Origin of the sequence: Mycobacterium sp. SM3041, assembly GCF_039668335.1 — a bacterium.
GTDB lineage: Bacteria > Actinomycetota > Actinomycetes > Mycobacteriales > Mycobacteriaceae > Mycobacterium.
In genome coordinates this window covers 22,055-37,914 of record NZ_JAYXBQ010000050.1, presented here as the reverse complement: position 1 = coordinate 37,914, position 15,860 = coordinate 22,055, and the positions used below count along the sequence as shown (strand labels likewise).

17 protein-coding genes and 1 pseudogene are annotated in these 15,860 nt (G+C 67.4%); 10 read left to right on the top strand and 8 right to left on the bottom strand.

The annotated features are described in order from the left end of the window. The first annotated feature begins 154 nt into the window (after positions 1-154). The 3 genes from aceA (at position 155) to VXD91_RS17295 (ending at position 3,497) form a co-directional block, all read left to right on the top strand. Positions 155-1,447 carry an isocitrate lyase gene (gene aceA / locus VXD91_RS17305; protein WP_293015594.1) on the top strand — a complete coding sequence of 431 codons (1,293 nt, stop codon included), beginning with the start codon at positions 155-157 and terminating at the stop codon, positions 1,445-1,447. Between the two features lie 151 nt (positions 1,448-1,598). Continuing rightward, the gene (locus VXD91_RS17300) at positions 1,599-2,459 is read left to right on the top strand and encodes a 3-hydroxybutyryl-CoA dehydrogenase (RefSeq protein WP_346415946.1); all 861 of its coding nucleotides are present in this window, start codon (positions 1,599-1,601) and stop codon (positions 2,457-2,459) included. A gap of 162 nt (positions 2,460-2,621) precedes the next feature. Then, entirely contained in the window at positions 2,622-3,497 is an 876-nt protein-coding gene (locus tag VXD91_RS17295) for a cyclopropane mycolic acid synthase family methyltransferase (protein WP_138250645.1), read from the top strand. A 52-nt stretch (positions 3,498-3,549) separates the two neighbouring features. Here the strand turns inward: VXD91_RS17295 and VXD91_RS17290 are convergent, their stop codons facing one another. The 3 genes from VXD91_RS17290 to VXD91_RS17280 all read right to left on the bottom strand — a co-directional run bounded on the left by VXD91_RS17290 (position 3,550) and on the right by VXD91_RS17280 (position 6,101). After that, positions 3,550-4,419, bottom strand: a complete 870-nt coding sequence (locus VXD91_RS17290; RefSeq protein ID WP_346415945.1) for a DUF559 domain-containing protein — start codon at positions 4,417-4,419, stop codon at positions 3,550-3,552. Between the two features lie 112 nt (positions 4,420-4,531). Next, on the bottom strand, positions 4,532-5,392 hold the full coding sequence (locus tag VXD91_RS17285; RefSeq protein WP_346415944.1) for a polyphosphate kinase 2 family protein: 861 nt from the start codon (positions 5,390-5,392) through the stop codon (positions 4,532-4,534). A 4-nt stretch (positions 5,393-5,396) separates the two neighbouring features. Further along, positions 5,397-6,101, bottom strand: a complete 705-nt coding sequence (locus VXD91_RS17280; RefSeq protein WP_064984355.1) for a TetR/AcrR family transcriptional regulator — start codon at positions 6,099-6,101, stop codon at positions 5,397-5,399. A gap of 146 nt (positions 6,102-6,247) precedes the next feature. On the opposite strand from VXD91_RS17280, the pseudogene VXD91_RS17275 reads away from it, so the two are divergent. The 6 genes and pseudogenes from VXD91_RS17275 to deoC all read left to right on the top strand — a co-directional run. Further along, positions 6,248-7,540 (top strand): annotated as a pseudogene (locus VXD91_RS17275) (DUF445 domain-containing protein); the annotation flags it as partial. A 108-nt stretch (positions 7,541-7,648) separates the two neighbouring features. Continuing rightward, positions 7,649-8,104: a helix-turn-helix transcriptional regulator gene (locus tag VXD91_RS17270; RefSeq protein WP_064858657.1), complete on the top strand. Its 456-nt coding sequence runs from the start codon at positions 7,649-7,651 to the stop codon at positions 8,102-8,104. A 33-nt stretch (positions 8,105-8,137) separates the two neighbouring features. Beyond that, positions 8,138-8,818, top strand: coding sequence for a hypothetical protein (locus VXD91_RS17265; RefSeq protein ID WP_020101170.1), 681 nt, complete (start codon positions 8,138-8,140; stop codon positions 8,816-8,818). 73 nt (positions 8,819-8,891) lie between these two features. Next, on the top strand, positions 8,892-9,176 hold the full coding sequence (locus VXD91_RS17260) for a DUF2516 family protein (protein WP_020101171.1): 285 nt from the start codon (positions 8,892-8,894) through the stop codon (positions 9,174-9,176). Between the two features lie 12 nt (positions 9,177-9,188). Beyond that, a complete protein-coding gene (locus VXD91_RS17255; RefSeq protein WP_346416088.1) occupies positions 9,189-9,608 on the top strand; it encodes a DUF2599 domain-containing protein in 420 nt (139 codons plus the stop codon). Then, positions 9,608-10,288: a deoxyribose-phosphate aldolase gene (gene deoC, locus VXD91_RS17250; protein ID WP_346415943.1), complete on the top strand. Its 681-nt coding sequence runs from the start codon at positions 9,608-9,610 to the stop codon at positions 10,286-10,288. Before VXD91_RS17255 ends, deoC begins: the two co-directional genes overlap by 1 nt. A gap of 68 nt (positions 10,289-10,356) precedes the next feature. Here deoC and VXD91_RS17245 read toward each other — a convergent pair whose 3' ends face one another. The 5 genes from VXD91_RS17245 to VXD91_RS17225 are packed head-to-tail and all read right to left on the bottom strand — an operon-like array spanning position 10,357 to position 14,754. Beyond that, positions 10,357-11,355: a DUF2993 domain-containing protein gene (locus VXD91_RS17245; protein WP_346415942.1), complete on the bottom strand. Its 999-nt coding sequence runs from the start codon at positions 11,353-11,355 to the stop codon at positions 10,357-10,359. Beyond that, entirely contained in the window at positions 11,352-12,173 is an 822-nt protein-coding gene (locus VXD91_RS17240) for a carbon-nitrogen hydrolase family protein (protein ID WP_346415941.1), read from the bottom strand. Before VXD91_RS17240 ends, VXD91_RS17245 begins: the two co-directional genes overlap by 4 nt. A gap of 14 nt (positions 12,174-12,187) precedes the next feature. After that, positions 12,188-13,369 (bottom strand): glycoside hydrolase family 3 N-terminal domain-containing protein, encoded by a 1,182-nt coding sequence (locus VXD91_RS17235; RefSeq protein WP_346415940.1) that lies wholly within the window; start codon positions 13,367-13,369, stop codon positions 12,188-12,190. Between the two features lie 24 nt (positions 13,370-13,393). Next, the gene (locus VXD91_RS17230; RefSeq protein WP_064858653.1) at positions 13,394-14,227 is read right to left on the bottom strand and encodes a class I SAM-dependent methyltransferase; all 834 of its coding nucleotides are present in this window, start codon (positions 14,225-14,227) and stop codon (positions 13,394-13,396) included. A 20-nt stretch (positions 14,228-14,247) separates the two neighbouring features. Next, positions 14,248-14,754 carry a DUF2505 domain-containing protein gene (locus VXD91_RS17225; RefSeq protein WP_346415939.1) on the bottom strand — a complete coding sequence of 169 codons (507 nt, stop codon included), beginning with the start codon at positions 14,752-14,754 and terminating at the stop codon, positions 14,248-14,250. Positions 14,755-14,780: 26 nt separating this feature from the next. On the opposite strand from VXD91_RS17225, the gene VXD91_RS17220 reads away from it, so the two are divergent. Next, positions 14,781-15,839: a UDP-N-acetylmuramate dehydrogenase gene (locus VXD91_RS17220; protein WP_135356110.1), complete on the top strand. Its 1,059-nt coding sequence runs from the start codon at positions 14,781-14,783 to the stop codon at positions 15,837-15,839. Positions 15,840-15,860 lie beyond the last annotated feature (21 nt).

Genomic DNA, 15,860 nt, shown 5'->3' with positions numbered 1-15,860 from the left:
ACATGTGTTGGCGAAAGTTGGCACTTGTAACCGCTGGACCTGCGGGTATGTGCTGTGTCATCGTCGTTAACAGCACACAAGCGAAGTCGCCAAAGCGTTAACAATCAGTTTGAATCTTGGCGCCCACGGCGACGCGGCCTCACGAAGGAGCACAATGTCCAACGTCGGAAAGCCACGTACCGCCGCTGAGATTCAGCAGGACTGGGACACCAACCCCCGCTGGAAGGGCATCACCCGCGACTACACCGCAGCCCAGGTTGAGGAGCTGCAGGGCAGCGTCGTCGAGGAGCACACCCTCGCGCGTCGTGGCTCCGAGATCCTGTGGGACGCGGTCACCAAGGGCGACGGCTCCTACATCAACGCGCTGGGCGCCCTGACCGGCAACATGGCCGTTCAGCAGGTCCGCGCCGGCCTGAAGGCCATCTACCTGTCGGGTTGGCAGGTCGCCGGTGACGCGAACCTCTCCGGCCACACCTACCCGGACCAGAGCCTGTACCCGGCCAACTCGGTGCCGGCCGTCGTTCGCCGCATCAACAACGCCCTGCTGCGCGCCGACGAGATCGCCCGCGTCGAGGGTGACAAGAGCGTCGACAACTGGCTCGTCCCGATCGTCGCCGACGGTGAGGCCGGCTTCGGTGGCGCCCTGAACGTCTACGAACTGCAGAAGGCCATGATCGCCGCGGGTGCCGCCGGTACCCACTGGGAGGACCAGCTGGCCTCGGAGAAGAAGTGTGGCCACCTCGGTGGCAAGGTGCTGATCCCGACCCAGCAGCACATCCGCACCCTGACCTCGGCTCGCCTGGCCGCCGACGTCGCCAACACCCCCACCGTCGTCATCGCGCGTACCGACGCCGAGGCCGCCACCCTGATCACCTCGGACGTGGACGACCGCGACAAGCCGTTCGTCACCGGTGAGCGCACCTCTGAGGGCTTCTACAACATCCAGAAGGGCATCGAGCCCTGCATCGCGCGTGCCAAGGCCTACGCCCCGTACGCCGACATGATCTGGATGGAGACCGGTGTGCCGGACCTCGAGGTCGCCCGCAAGTTCGCCGAGGCCGTCAAGGCCGACTTCCCGGACCAGCTGCTGTCCTACAACTGCAGCCCGTCCTTCAACTGGAAGCAGGCGCTGGACGACTCGACCATCGCCAAGTTCCAGAAGGAACTGGGTGCCATGGGCTTCACCTTCCAGTTCATCACCCTGGCCGGCTTCCACGCCCTCAACTACTCGATGTTCGACCTGGCCTACGGCTACGCCCGCGAGGGCATGACGGCCTACGTCGACCTGCAGGAGCGCGAGTTCGCCGCTGAGGCTCGTGGCTACACCGCCACCAAGCACCAGCGTGAGGTCGGCGCCGGCTACTTCGACAAGATCGCCACCACCGTGGACCCGAACACCTCGACCGCAGCTCTGAAGGGCTCGACCGAAGAGGGACAGTTCCACTAGGCAGCCGACGAGTGTGAGTGCTGTGCACGTTTCGCGACGAATTCCGTACACAGCCCTCACGGTCGCGACAGCTTGATACGGCAGGCCCCGCCCAGAAACTGGGCGGGGCCTGTCGCATATCTTCAGAAGTAATCACGAGGAGAGGACAGCGGTGAGCAACGCAATCGAACGAGTCGGGGTCATCGGGGCCGGGCAGATGGGCGGCGGTATCGCCGAGGTCTGCATCAAGGCAGGCGCGCAGGTCCTGGCGTTCGAGCCGACCGACGCGCTGACCACCGCCGGCCGGGAGCGGATCACCAAGTCGCTGGACAACGCCGTCAAGAAGGGCAAGCTGTCCGAGGCCGACCGCGACGCCGCGCTGGGTCGCCTGAGCTTCACCAACGACCTGGCCGACATGGCCGACCGGCAGCTCGTCATCGAGGCCATCGTCGAAGACGTCAACGTCAAGGCGAAGGTTTTTTCTCAGCTTGACGAGATCATCACCGATCCCGACGCGGTGCTGGCGTCGAACACGTCGTCCATCCCGATCATGCGCATCGCCGCCGCGACCAAGAACCCGAGCCGGGTCCTCGGTCTGCACTTCTTCAACCCGGTGCCGGTGCTGCCCCTGGTCGAGCTCATCTCCTCGGTGACGACCGCCCCCGAAGCCGCCGCGCGCGTCGAGACTTTCGCCGCCGAGGTGCTGGGCAAGAAGGTCGTGCGGGCGTCCGATCGCTCGGGCTTCGTTGTCAACTTCCTGCTGGTTCCCTACCTGCTGGCCGCCATCCGGATGGCCGAATCGGGCTTCGCCACCGTCGAGGACATCGACACCGCGGTCGTCGCCGGGTTGGCGCATCCGATGGGCCCACTGAAGCTCGCTGACCTGGTGGGCCTGGACACCATGAAGCTGATCGCCGACTCGATGTACGACGAGTACAAGGAGCCGCTGTACGCGGCCCCGCCGTTGCTGCTGCGCATGGTCGAGGCCGGCCAGCTCGGCAAGAAGTCCGGTAAGGGCTTCTACACCTACTGACAGACGCCGGGTTGGAGCCTGACAGTAATTTTCGTTAACCTTGCGTGCGGGTTGTTTTTCGCTGGGCCCGTCAGGGCGCGCACGTACGGGTATGTCAGCTGGCCGCAGCATGCGGTCGCGCCGCCCGCCCGGCGAACGTAAACGCAAAGGATAGATACCGATATGTCACAAGCCGACATCGATTTGACCCCCCATTACGAGGAGTCGCAGTCGATCTACGACATCTCGAATGAGTTCTTCGCCCTGTGGCTCGGCCCGACCATGGGTTATACCTGCGGCTACTACGAGCGCGAAGACATGACTCTCGAGGAGTCGCAGAACGCCAAGTTCGACTTGGCGCTGGGCAAGCTCGACCTCAAGCCGGGCATGACCCTGCTCGACATCGGCTGTGGCTGGGGCGGTGCGCTGGAGCGGGCCATCACCCAGTTCGACGTGAACGTCATCGGCATCACCCTGAGCAAGGCGCAGTCGGAGTACGCCCGCGCTCGCCTCGCCAAGCTCGACACCAACCGCAGCATCGAGATCCGGATGCAGGGCTGGGAAGAGTTCGACGAGCCGGTCGACCGCATCGTCTCGATCGGCGCTTTCGAGGCCTTCAAGCAGGAGCGCTACCCCATCTTCTTCGAGCGCGCCTACAACATCCTGCCGGAGAACGGCGGCCGGATGCTGCTGCACACGATCCTCGCGCACACCCAGCAGTTCTTCCGCGAGAACGGCATCAAGCTGACCATCAGCGACCTGAAGTTCATGAAGTTCATCGGCGACGAGATCTTCCCCGGCGGCCAGCTGCCGGCAGTCGAGGACATCGAGGTGCTCGCCGCGAACTCGGGCTTCACCCTGCAGCGCACCCACCTGCTGCGTCCGCATTACGCGCGCACGCTGGACATGTGGGCGGCCAACCTGGAGGCGGCCAAGGACGAGGCCATCGCCCTGCAGGGCCAGGAGGTCTACGACCGCTACATGAAGTACCTGACCGGTTGCGCCGACTTCTTCCGCCGCGGCATCACCAACATCGGCCAGTTCACGCTGGTCAAGTAGCGCCGAGACAGCAACTTATGCCGCTATTCCTCTTGAATATCGGCATAAGTTGCTATTTGGGGGAAGTCGCATGGCATCCGGCAGCTGCTAGGGCGGCCCGCACCCGCTGAAGTACCTCCGATTGCCGATAGCGCAGTTGATTGCGGCTCACCCGGATGATCGTCCAGCCTTGCGCCGCCAGGAACTCCAGCCGCTCGATGTCCTCCTCATGCTGCCGTGCATCGGTCCAGTGCTGCTCCCCGTCGTACTCGATCCCGACCATCCATTGCGGGTAGCCCATGTCGATACGCCGACGCACGCGGCCCCACTGATCGACCACCGGTATCTGGGTTTCTGGCCGGGGCAGCCCGGAATGCACGAGCAATAACCGCAACCGCGTTTCCTGCGGAGATTCGGCGCCCGCATCGGCGACAACGAGGGCGGTCCGCAGGCGCCGGATGCCGCGTGCCCCGGCATAGCGTTCGGCAATCGCCGACACCGCGGTGACCGTGGTGCCGGTGGCGTTCAGCAGAGCATCGATGCGAATGACGGCAGTCTCGAAAGGCAATCGACGGCCGAGGTCGTAGGCGGTGCGGGCGGGCGTGGTGCATGACATCGCATCAACGACCGTCAACTCGTCGTCGGTGATCTCGCCGATATGGATGACGATCCGGGATGTCGACGATTGGTAAACGCGGGCCAGCTCGGGCTTTGCGTCGGCCGGCAGCCAGCGAGTGCCGAAGGCTGCTGCGGCCGAGAGGCCGGCCAGCGTTGCTCGGCGTCCAGACCACAGCCAAGCGGCTACCGCACGGTCATATGCAGTAAGCGTCAATCCCTTTGGGGCGTAGACGTTTTGGTGGAGTTTCACGAACTTGGTCTGCAGCGCGTGCCGGGTTACCGCACCGCGCGAGAGGGCTTCGGTGCCCACGATGATTTCCCGCACACCTATACTGACGGTGGAAATCGACGCACGGTTCCATCAATCTCTCGGACGTCGAGACCGAAACTTCTGGCGAAGAATTCGCCGGATAACGGCAAAAGTTGCTATCTCGGCGCTATGCGGACTCCAGCCGCTTCTTCTCGGCCTCGACATCGAAATCTGCTGGCGGCCAAGATAGTTCGAGCCGCTCGAGCGCCTCGATCAGCAGCTCGGTGATGGCCAGCCGGGAGTACCACTTGCGGTTGCAGGGCACGACGTGCCACGGCGCGTAGTCCGTGGAGGTGCGGTCCAGCACGGCCTGGTAGGCCTCCTGGTACTTGGGCCACAGCAGCCGCTCGTCGATGTCGCCGGGGTTGAACTTCCAGTATTTGTCGGGCCGGTCGAGTCGCTCGGCGAGCCGCTTCTTCTGTTCGTCGAGCGAAACGAACATCGCCACCTTGATGATCGTCGTCCCCGCGTCGACGAGTTCGCGCTCGAAGGCGTTGATCTCGTCGTACCGGGCTTCCCACACCGGCGGCGGCACCAGGTTGTGCACCCGCACGATCAGCACGTCCTCGTAGTGCGACCGGTCGAAGACGCCGATGTGCCCGGCGGTGGGCAGTGCGTTGCGGATGCGCCACAGGTAGTGGTGCGACAGCTCTTCCTCAGTGGGCTTGCCGAAGCTGGAGTATCGAATTCCCTGTGGATTACCCGCTCCCACAACATGTTTGACGATGCCGCCCTTGCCGGCGGTGTCCATGCCCTGCAACACCAGCAGGATCGAGCGGGTGTCCCCGGAGCGGCTGCCCGCGTAGAGCATCTCCTGCAGTTCGGCGAACCGCGCGTTGCGTTCGGCCTGTAGCTCGGGGGCGTCGGCCTTCTTGCCGCGGAATCCGGGAGTCGCGTCCGGGTCGATGTCGCTCACGCGCAGGCCGGGTTTGAACTCCAGGTGCTTGTGCGGTTCGTGGGTCCACAGCGACGGCAGATCGGAGGTCACGCGATCAGTGAAGCAGATGATCCGGCAGGGTCGGGGACGGATGCGGTTGTGCGTTGAATTCCGCAAGTGATCCGCCCACTTCGACGATGCCGCGCAGCGCACTCCAGGACAGCAGGGTCAGGTAGTCGATGAGCTCCTTGGCCGTCATCCGGGGATTCGACATCCACGAGTGGGTGGCCAGCTGTACACCGCCGACGGTGTGGAACGCGAAGGCTTCGACGCCGCCGGTGTCCATGCGGGCGTGCGACATCCGTCGGCGCAGCACGACGGCGAGCATCCGCGCGATGATCCGCTCCGAGTCGGCGATGGCCTTGCTCTTGCTCGCCGAGCTGTTGGCGAAGACGAACGGATAGATCTCGGGTTCCGCGGCGACGGTGTCGACGTACACGCGGATGATCTCGCGGGTGAGTTCGAAGCCGTCGAGGTTGGACGACAGCGCCGACGCCATGTTGGGGATCAGCGTGGTTTGCGCGAACCGCATCATCACCGCGGTCGTGAGATCGTTCTTGTCGACGAAGTAGCGGTAGAGCACGGTCTTCGACACGCCGATCTCGGCCGCGATCTCGTCCATGCTGACGTTGCTGCCGCGGCGCCGGACGGCCTCGAGGGTGCCGTCGACCAGTTCGTTGCGGCGGTCGACCTTGTGTTGGTGCCAGCGTCGTTTACGCCCGTCGGCTTTTGCCGACGAGGGTGCGTTTTGCTGTGCCACGGTCGCAATACGTCCATTCCGCTAGGTCCGCTTAATAATACGGGGCGACCATGCCGGGCATACAGGATGATGGAAGCGTGGCACACCGACCCAGGCCGGGACCTGGACCTCAGCCGAGGCACCAGGCGTCCCTCGAACCGCACGTCAGTCTCGCGGAGTCGTTTGCCGGCGCCGACCGGACGGCCGACGAGGAGCGGCGTCGCAATCTGCGCCGGATGAAGGCGGTCGCGCTGAGCTTCCTGCTCGGCGCGACGGTCTTGTTTGCGGTGTGCACATGGCTGCAGGCCCGCGGGGGCGCGTACAGCTGGACGGGCCCGTGGGTGGGATACGTGCGGGCCGCCGCCGAGGCGGGCATGGTCGGCGCGCTGGCCGACTGGTTCGCCGTGACGGCGCTGTTCCGTCATCCGCTGGGCATCCCGATCCCGCACACCGCGATCATCCCGCGCAAGAAGGACCAGCTCGGTGAGGGTCTGGGCACCTTCGTGCGCGAGAACTTCATGTCGCAGGAAGTGGTCGAGACCAAGCTGCGCGACGCCCAGGTGGCCAGTCGGCTGGGCAAGTGGCTCTCCGAACCGGTGCACGCGGCGCGGGTGGCGGCCGAGGCGTCGACCGTGTTGCGCGTGCTGGTGGAACTGCTGCGCGACGAGGACGTGCAGCACGTGCTGGACCGGATGATCGTCAAGCGCATCGCCGAACCGCAGTGGGGTCCACCGATCGGCCGGGTGCTGGAGAGCCTGCTGGCGGAGCGGCGGCAAGAGGCACTGCTGCAGCTGCTGGCCGACCGGGCGTTCCAGTGGTCGCTCAACGCCGGCGAGATCATCGAGCGCGTCATCGAGCGGGATTCGCCGACGTGGTCGCCGCGCTGGGTCGACCACCTGGTGGGCGACCGGATCCACCGCGAGCTCATGGACTTCACCGACAAGGTGCGCCGCAACCCCGAGCACGAGCTGCGGATGTCGGCGACGAAGTTCCTCTTCGATTTCGCCGACGATCTGCAGAACGACGAGGACACCATCGCGCGGGCGGAGCGCATCAAGGAGCAGATCCTGGCGCGCGACGAGGTGGCCCGCGCGGCGGAGACGGCATGGAGTACCGCCAAGCGCATCATCCTCGAATCGGTGGACGATCCGACGTCAGTTTTGCGCACCCGGATTGCAGATTCGGTGGTGCGGATCGGGGAGTCCCTGCGGGACGATGCGGAGCTCCGCGACAAGGTCGACAACTGGCTCGTCAGGGGCGCAAAACACCTTGTAGCGCAATATGGGACGGAGATCACAGCGATCATCACGGAGACCATCGAGCGCTGGGACGCCGACGAGGCGAGCCGGCGAATCGAGCTCCATGTGGGCCGTGACCTGCAGTTCATCCGGATCAACGGCACCGTCGTCGGATCGTTGGCGGGCCTCGTCATCTACACGATCGCCGAGCTTTTCGTCTGACGGTGCCAGCGGGCGCTTGCTAGCGCTTGCAATAGTTAGCACCCCCTCGTACCGTTGTTTTGGTACGGACCGCCAACCAAAAGCGGTCGACGAAGACAGGGGAACGACATGGCGCAGGATGCAGATATCGCCGCCGTCATGTCGAATGCAGCCCAGGACATCGGCAGCTTCATCCGCACCCAGCGGGAGGCTGCGCAGGTCTCCGTCCGCCAGCTCGCTGAGAAGGCGGGTGTCAGCAACCCCTACCTGAGCCAGATCGAGCGTGGCCTGCGCAAGCCGTCGGCCGATGTGCTGAACCAGATCGCCAAGGCGCTCAGGGTTTCGGCCGAGGTGCTCTACGTGCGGGCCGGAATTCTGGAGCCCAGCGCCGCCGGCGAGGTGCGCGACGCCATCATCGCGGACCTCTCGATCACCGAGCGGCAGAAGCAGGTGCTGCTCGACATCTACACATCCTTCCGGCAGCAGAACGATGCCGAGTCCAAACCGCTTCCTGATCAGCCTGAATTGGAAGCCGCCAGTGAGGAGCAGACAACGGCGACTGACACTCACCAAGTAGCGAACTGACCAACGCAGTACCCGAGAAAGGAAACAACGAACATGGCAGAGAACAAAGAGACCAGCCAGCCCACCATCGAAGACCTGAAGGCCCCCCTGTTCGCCGCCGTCGGCGCCGCGGACCTCGCCCTGGCCACCGTCAACGAGATCGTCGCGAGCCTGCGTGAGCGTGCCGAAGAGGCCCGCACCGATGCCAACGCGCGTGTCGAAGAGGGCCGTGCCCGCCTGACCAAGCTGCAGGAAGAACTGCCGGGCCAGGTTGAAGAGCTGCGCGAGAAGTTCAGCACCGAAGAGCTGCGCAAGGCCGCCGAGACCTACGCCGAGAACGCCCAGAACACCTACAACAAGCTGGTCGAGCGTGGCGAGGCTGCCCTGGAGCGCCTGCGCACCCAGTCGTCGATCGAGAGCGTCCGCGAGCGCGTCGAGGACGTCCGTGAGCGTGTCGAGGACGTGCGTGAGCAGGTCACCGAGCTGACCCAGGACGCCCTGGGCAACGTCGCCAGCCAGACCCGCGCGGTCGGCGAGCGCGCCGCCAAGCTGGTCGGCGTCGAGCTGCCCGAGAAGGAAGAGGCCCCGGCCAAGAAGGCCGCCCCGGCCAAGAAGGCGCCGGCCGCCAAGAAGGCTCCGGCCAAGGCTGCTGCGACCAAGGCTGCTCCGGCCAAGGCCGCTGCCAAGGCTCCGGCCAAGAAGGCCGCTCCGGCCAAGAAGGTCACCCAGAAGTAGTCAGGTTTTCCCGGGGCGAGCGAAGCGACGGGACAGTTAGACGTCAGGGACGTAACCCACATAGGCTGAGGGCGTGTACCTCGGAAGCCTGGTGGGTTACGTCCTTTTCGCATTGCAGATCGCGGTGCTGGCCACGACCGTTTATGCGTTCGTGCATGCCGCCATGCAGCGGCCGGACGCCTACACGGCCGTCGACAAACTGACCAAGCCGGTGTGGCTCGCGATCCTGGGCGGCGGTGCCGTCCTGGGCTGGATCATCGGCCCGCCCGTCGGTGCGGCCATCGCGGCCTGCGCCACCGGTGTGTATCTGGTCGATGTGAAGCCCAAACTTCTTGAGGTCCAAGGGAAATCCCGGTAGTCGGTGCGCTCGATCTGGTGCGGGGTGCTGGCTGCCGCGGCGTTGACGCTGGCTCCGGCGCCGCTGTCCACAGCTGATCCCGGCGAACCCATTCCACAACCCGCCCCGGCGCCGCCCTACATCGACCACACCCGGTGGACGCAGTGGGACGGTTCGAAAAGCCTGCGGGTGTACCCGACGTGGGCCGGCCGGCGCGCGTCCGGCCTGGGCGCCACGCAGCCGGGAGACGAGGCCTGGTCCGAGGTCTTGAACCTTGCCCCCGACGCCGACACCCCCGGCATGCGCGCCCAGTTCATGTGCCACTGGTATTTCGCCGAAGCGGGCGCGCCCGGCAAGACCAGCTGGAATCTCGAGCCGTGGCGCCCGGTGGTCGACGACAACCAGATGGTGAGAGCACGTTGCAATCCCGGTGGCGCAGAGGAGCCGTTCTGATGAGTTGGACCCGCCAGCAGGTGGCCGCACTGGTCGACCACACCTTGCTGAAGCCCGAGGCGACCGCCGCCGACGTGGCGAGCCTGTGCTGGGAGGCCGCCGATCTGGGGGTGTGCGCGGTCTGTGTGTCACCGTCGATGCTCGGCGCGGTCGAGGTGCCCGAGCGGGTCAAGATCGCGACCGTCGTGGGATTCCCGTCGGGCAAGCATGATTCGCAGATCAAGGCGCGCGAGGCCGCGTTGTCGGTCGTCGGGTCCGACGGCCGGCGCGGTGCCGACGAGGTCGACATGGTGATCGACGTGGGCGCCGCCATCGCCGGCGACATCTCGGCGGTGTTCGCCGATATTTCCGCGGTCCGCGGGGCCGCCCCGATGGCGGTGCTGAAGGTGATCGTGGAATCCGCGGCGCTGCTGAACATGGCCGGCGCGCCGACGCTGGCCGACGTCTGCCGTGCGGCCGCCGACGCTGGCGCCGACTTCGTGAAGACCTCCACCGGTTTCCACCCGGCGGGTGGTGCGTCGGTGCAGGCCGTGGAGATCATGGCCCAGACCGTCCCGGCGCTGGGTATCAAGGCCAGCGGCGGTATCCGTTCGGCCGCAGACGCCGTCGCGATGCTGGACGCCGGCGCCACCAGGCTCGGCCTGTCCGGTACCCGCGCCGTCCTCGACGGGCTCAACTAGGGATTTGTGCACGATTTTCCGCGGTCACCGCGGAAAATCGTGCACAAATCCCTGGGGTCAGCGGGGGATCAGAGGCCGGAGAAGCAGGTGTCCTGCTGGCCCAGCGGGATCGTCGCGTTCTTGGTGCCGAACTTCGCGGTCACGCCGGTACCGGTCACCTGCAGGGCCTCCGGGCGGATGCCCATCGGGTAATCCTTGGTCAGCTGCGACGCGAACAAGTCCAGCGCCGGCTGGATCGACTCGCGCGGCAGCAGGAAGCCCAAGCCGGTGAGCTGCTCCACCTTGAGCGAGATGGTGCCGTCGGACAGCGTCGGCTTGGCCACGATCTGGGTCATCGGCGCGTCCAGCACGATGGTGCCCGACGACGGGTCGGTGGTGACGTCGGAGACCAGGCCACCCAGCACCGGGACGGTGTCGGCGATGGTCTGCTTGATGCCGTCGGCCGACCAGGTGACGGTCGCATCGAGGGACCCGATGGTGCCGGCCGACTTCGCCGTCTTGTCGAGCTTGACGTCATCGATGTTGATCTGGGCCTTCATGCCCTTGGCGAACCGCAGCTGGTTGCCGGCCGTGGTGACCGTGATGTGGTCGTAGTGCTTGTTGGCGACCTGCCACAGGAACGGGGTCGCGCCGAACTGCACGTCGACCTTGTCCTGGACGACGCACTGAACGGACTGCGACACGACGCTGTTGCCGCGGCTGCGCGCGTAGAACTCGCCGCCGACCACACCGGCCGCCGACAGCGCGAGGGCGATGACGATGATCAGGATCAGCGACATCGGGTCGCGCAGCAGCTCCATGACGCCGCGGCGCTTCTTCGGCGGATCGGTGGCGGGCACCTGCTGCGGAGCCGGGTAGGACGTCGGCGGGACGTCGCCGCCATAGGGGGCCGCGGCGGGAGCGTCGGCGCCGTAGGCGGGCGGGACGTCGGCGGCGGCCGGTGCCGGTTGTTCGGCGGCCGTCAGCACCTCGGTGGGCTGGGCACCCGGAGCCTCCGGCGCCTGCGGCGCGGGCTCGGCAGATGGTGCGGCGTCCTCATTGGCGGGGCGGGCCCAGGGGTCAGTCACCCTTGCGATTGTGCCTTACGCGGAATCGTGGTGCGGTTGCGCAGCACGGCGATGGTCTCGCGGGCCCGCTCGACGGCGGCCAGGTCGACGTCGGTGACCAGCAGTTCCGGCTCGAGGCCGGCCTGCACCACGATGTCGCCTGTGGGGGAGGCCACCAGACTCCCGCCGTTGCCGGTCGGACCCTTCTTGGCGAGTTCGTCACCGGGGTACGGCTGGTCGACGGCGGCGACGAAGCAGCCGGTGTCGAGCGCGCGGGCGCGGGCCAGCAGCGTCCACTGCTCGAGCTTGCCCGGGCCTGATCCCCACGATGCGTGGACGGTCAGCAGCTTGGCCCCGCGTTCGGCGAGCTCGAGATGCAGCTCCGGGAACCGGACGTCGTAACACGTCGTGAGGCCGACGGGCACGGTGCCGTCGGCGGTCGGAACGTCGATCACGACGGGCTCGAAACCCCTTGCCACAGTGCGGGATTCGGCGAATCCGAACGCGTCGTAGAGGTGAATCTTGTGGTAGTGCGCGTCAAGGCCCGGGCCGGTGGCGAGCAGGGTGTTGGTGACGCGGCCGTCGGCGGTCGGGCAGAACATCCCCGCCACCACGGTGACACCCGACCGTTCGGCGAGGTCGCGGACGGCGTCCGCCCACGGGCCGTCGAGTGGCCGCGCCACGGGCGCGAGTGGCACCCCGAAGCGGCACATCGTCGCCTCGGGGAACAACACCAGGTCGGCACCGGCGTCGGCGGCGCGCGCCGTGTGGTCGGCGACCAGCGCCAGGTTGGCCTCGGGGTCGGTGCCGGCGCCGATCTGGGCCAGTGCGATGCGCATGCGCCCCAGCGTAATCAGCGGGTGCAGGCCAGGGACGGATCCTTGGTCAGCGCCATGTGCCGCACTGCGTCGTCGACGCGTTCGGTGGGCAGCTCGCCGGAGTCGACGGCCTGCTGCAGCCGGTCGAGGACGTCGGGCACCTCTTTGGTGGTGATCCACAGCGCGGTGTCGGCGCCGGCCTGCAGGGCTTTGAGCACCGCCTCCGGCACGCTGTAGCGCTGCGTGATGGCGCCCATGCTGGAGAGGTCGTCGGTGAATACGGCGCCGTCAAAGGGCTGCCCGCCGTAGCTGCCGCTGCGCAGCAGGTCGTACGCGGCCTTGGACAGGCTGGCCGGGTCGGTCTCGGTGAGGCCGGGCACCTGCATGTGGCCGACCATCACGGCGACGGGCTTGCGGGTCGTCAGAGACTGGTAGGGCACCAGGTCCAGCGTCTCGAGCTGGGCCAGCGGCGGGGTGACGACGCCGCCTTGGTGCGAGTCGCCGGAGGCGTGGCCGTGGCCGGGGAAGTGCTTGAGCACCGGCAGCACGCCGGCGTCACGCAGGCCGTCGGCGTATGCCCCGGCGTAGGCGGTGACGACCTCGGCGGTGTTGCCCCACGACCGGTCGCCGATGACGGTGCCGTCGGCCGCGTTGGTGATGTCGACGACGGGCGCGAAGTCGATGGTGATGCCGAGTTCCTTCATCGCCTGCCCGCGCAGCCTGGCGATCTCGCGAACCTGTTCCGGGCTCTTGCCCGCGGCGACGAGCGCGCGCGCCGACGGTTGGCTGCCGATGAGGCCTTTCAGCCGCTGCACCCGGCCGCCCTCCTCGTCGACGCTGACCGCGATCGGCAGTGGCCGGGGTTCCTGCGCCAGCGCGGTCAGGGGAGCGCCGAGCATCGAGTGGTCGGTCCAGCTGGTGATGAAGATGCCGCCGACCTCCTGCTGCCGGACGACGGCCTCCGCGTCGGCCAGGTTCTTGACCCCGACCATCAGCAGCTGGGCCAGTTTCTGGCGCACGCTGAGGGCTGTCACGACGGTGTCCAGCCGGCACGGGGCAGGCGGCGGTGCCGCGGTGGGCTGGTTGGGCGCCGGAGGCGGGGCGTCGACGGGCCGCGGCTTGCTCAGGACGGCCGCGACGATCAGGGCGACGACGATCACCGCCGCGGCCGAGGCCAGGACGACCGGCGATCGCAGTCGGCTGCGGGGTGACGGCATACGGCGAACCCTATGCGCTCGTCGTCACGGTGTGGGCGCGACGGCCGACCACGGCACGGTCAGCACGCCGTCACGCAACCGGCGACGTGGCGGCTCCAGCGGTTGGCCCTCGGCGACCAGCAGGTCGAGCATCGCGCGCCAGCGGACCCGCGGGCCGAACACCCCGTGCCCGGCCGTGGTGGCCCAGGCGCGGTCGGCGGCCTGCAGCAGCTGGTGGATCGGCTGACCCGGAACATTGTGGTGGATAAGCACTTTCGGCAGTCGCTCCGCCAGATCGGAGGGCCGCTCGATGGCGAACGGGTCGCACGACAAGGTCAGGCTCACCGGCCCGTCGGCGTCGAGCAGGACCCAGCAGCAGCGCCGGCCCAACTCGTCGCAGGTGCCGTCGACCAGCAGCCCGCCGGGTGCGAGCCGGCCCGTCATCTCCGCCCACGCGGCGGGTACGTCGGCGACGTCGTACTGCCGCAACACATTGAACGCGCGCACCAGAACCGGTGTGTGCCCGGCCAATTCGAAGCCGCCGAGGCCGAATTCGGCGACGTCGCCGGCCAGCTCCCGGGCCAGCCGCACCCGGTCCGGGTGAATCTCCAGGCCTACCACTCGCACGTCGGCCCGGACGGTGCGCAGCCGGGACGCCAGTTCCACGGTGGTCACCGGAAGCGCGCCGTAGCCGAGGTCGACGACCACGGGATCCGGCGCAGCGCGCAGCAGCGCCCGCACCCGCGGCGAGTGGACGAGCCAGCGGTCGCTGCGGCGCAGGCGGTTGTATCCCGTTGTGCCGCGCGTCGGCTGGCCGACAGGAGTACCCCGTGGCTGGCCGACAGGTGTACCCCGTGGCTGGCCCAACGGCGAACTCATGGCCCGAGTTTATGGGCGGCTCACCGGCGGGCGGCGATCCAGTCGCTGGTGAATTTCTGCTCCAGCTCGATCAGATAGCCGAGTTGCTGCCCCAGCATCGCCTCGAGCTTGCCGCCGACCAGCGGGATGCGGACCTCGACATTGGCCGAGAAGTCCAGTCGCGCACCGTCTCCGGTGGCGGTCAGGACACCCTTGCCGGTGATGGTCGCGGGCGCGCCGGGGACGCGGCTGCGCACCGTCCCGACGGCACGCCCGTCGGAGAGCGGGCCCCAGTGCTCTTCGCGGACCAGGCTGAGGTCACCGAAGTGGAACTGGGTGACGATGCTGGGCAGGCCGGCGGCGCGCATGGTCTGCGTGGTGGTGATGTCCGTGCCGCCGTGGCCGTCCTCGGCGAACGAGTCGAGGGTCGACACGTCGGCGCGGCCCTCTGCCAGCCGGTCCAGCCAGTAATCCTTGCTGCAGAACGCGCTGTGCACCTGCGCCACGGTCCCGAGGTATTCGGCAACCATGTCGAAAGAGCGGGCCATACTCGGCCACGCTACCGTTAGCGGCCGTGGTCAGTTCGGATATCGGGGGCGCGGCGGTCGACTATGACGTGCCGCTGGCACCCCTGACCTCGTTCCGTGTCGGACCGGTGGCAGCCCGTCTGATCACCTGCGATACCACCGCCAAGGTGGTCGGCGCGCTGACCGCGCTGCAGGACGGCCCGGGTCCGCTGCTGGTCCTGGCGGGCGGGTCGAATGTGCTGGTCGCCGATGATTTGACCGAGCTGACCGTCGTCCTGCTGGCGAACACCGAGATCACTGTCGAGGGCAACGTGGTGCGGGCCGAGGCCGGCGCGCTGTGGGACGACGTCGTCGTGGCCTCGTTGGCGCACGGGCTCGGTGGTCTGGAATGCCTGTCCGGTATCCCGGGCTCGGCCGGGGCGACGCCGGTGCAGAACGTCGGTGCCTATGGGGCCGAGGTCGCCGACACCATCAGCCGGGTGCGGCTGTTCGACCGTGCGACGGGTGCCGACAACTGGGTGAGCCCCGAGACGCTGGATTTCGGCTATCGGCACAGCGTGCTGAAGAACTCCGACCACGCCGTCGTCCTGGAGGTGGAGTTCACCCTGAACCCCGACGGGCTCAGTGCCCCGCTGCGGTACGGCGAACTCGCGTCCCGCCTGGGCGCCGAGCCGGGTACCCGGGTCGATGCGCTCGCGGTCCGCGAGGCGGTGCTGGCGTTGCGGCGCGGCAAGGGCATGGTGTCCGACGCGGCCGACCACGACACCTGGAGCGCCGGGTCGTTCTTCACCAACCCGGTGGTTCCGCCCGACGTCTTCGAACGGATAAGGGACGCATCGGACGGTCCCGTGCCCAATTACCCGGCCCCGAACGGGGTCAAGCTGGCTGCCGGCTGGCTCGTGGAACAGGCCGGTTTCGGCAAGGGATACCCGGGTGACGGCGCTCCGGCCCGGCTCTCGACCAAGCATGCGCTGGCCCTGACGAACCGGGGCTTTGCTGGCAGCGCTGACGTATTAGCGCTGGCCAGGACGGTTCGGGACGGCGTCAAGGCCGCTTTCGGGATAGATCTCACACCGGAACCGTGCTTAATCGGCTGTTCGCTGTAGTAAAATTCATTCCTGTGAGTG

Excerpts from the sequence above, each read along its gene's own strand:
- aceA (WP_293015594.1), top strand. The coding sequence starts at position 155 with ATGTCCAACGTCGGAAAGCCACGTACCGCCGCTGAGATTCAGCAGGAC.
- VXD91_RS17295 (WP_138250645.1), top strand. The coding sequence starts at position 2,622 with ATGTCACAAGCCGACATCGATTTGACCCCCCATTACGAGGAGTCGCAG.
- VXD91_RS17270 (WP_064858657.1), top strand. The coding sequence starts at position 7,649 with ATGGCGCAGGATGCAGATATCGCCGCCGTCATGTCGAATGCAGCCCAG.
- VXD91_RS17265 (WP_020101170.1), top strand. The coding sequence starts at position 8,138 with ATGGCAGAGAACAAAGAGACCAGCCAGCCCACCATCGAAGACCTGAAG.
- deoC (WP_346415943.1), top strand. The coding sequence starts at position 9,608 with ATGAGTTGGACCCGCCAGCAGGTGGCCGCACTGGTCGACCACACCTTG.
- VXD91_RS17240 (WP_346415941.1), bottom strand. The coding sequence starts at position 12,173 with ATGCGCATCGCACTGGCCCAGATCGGCGCCGGCACCGACCCCGAGGCC.
- VXD91_RS17235 (WP_346415940.1), bottom strand. The coding sequence starts at position 13,369 with ATGCCGTCACCCCGCAGCCGACTGCGATCGCCGGTCGTCCTGGCCTCG.
- VXD91_RS17230 (WP_064858653.1), bottom strand. The coding sequence starts at position 14,227 with ATGAGTTCGCCGTTGGGCCAGCCACGGGGTACACCTGTCGGCCAGCCA.
- VXD91_RS17225 (WP_346415939.1), bottom strand. The coding sequence starts at position 14,754 with ATGGCCCGCTCTTTCGACATGGTTGCCGAATACCTCGGGACCGTGGCG.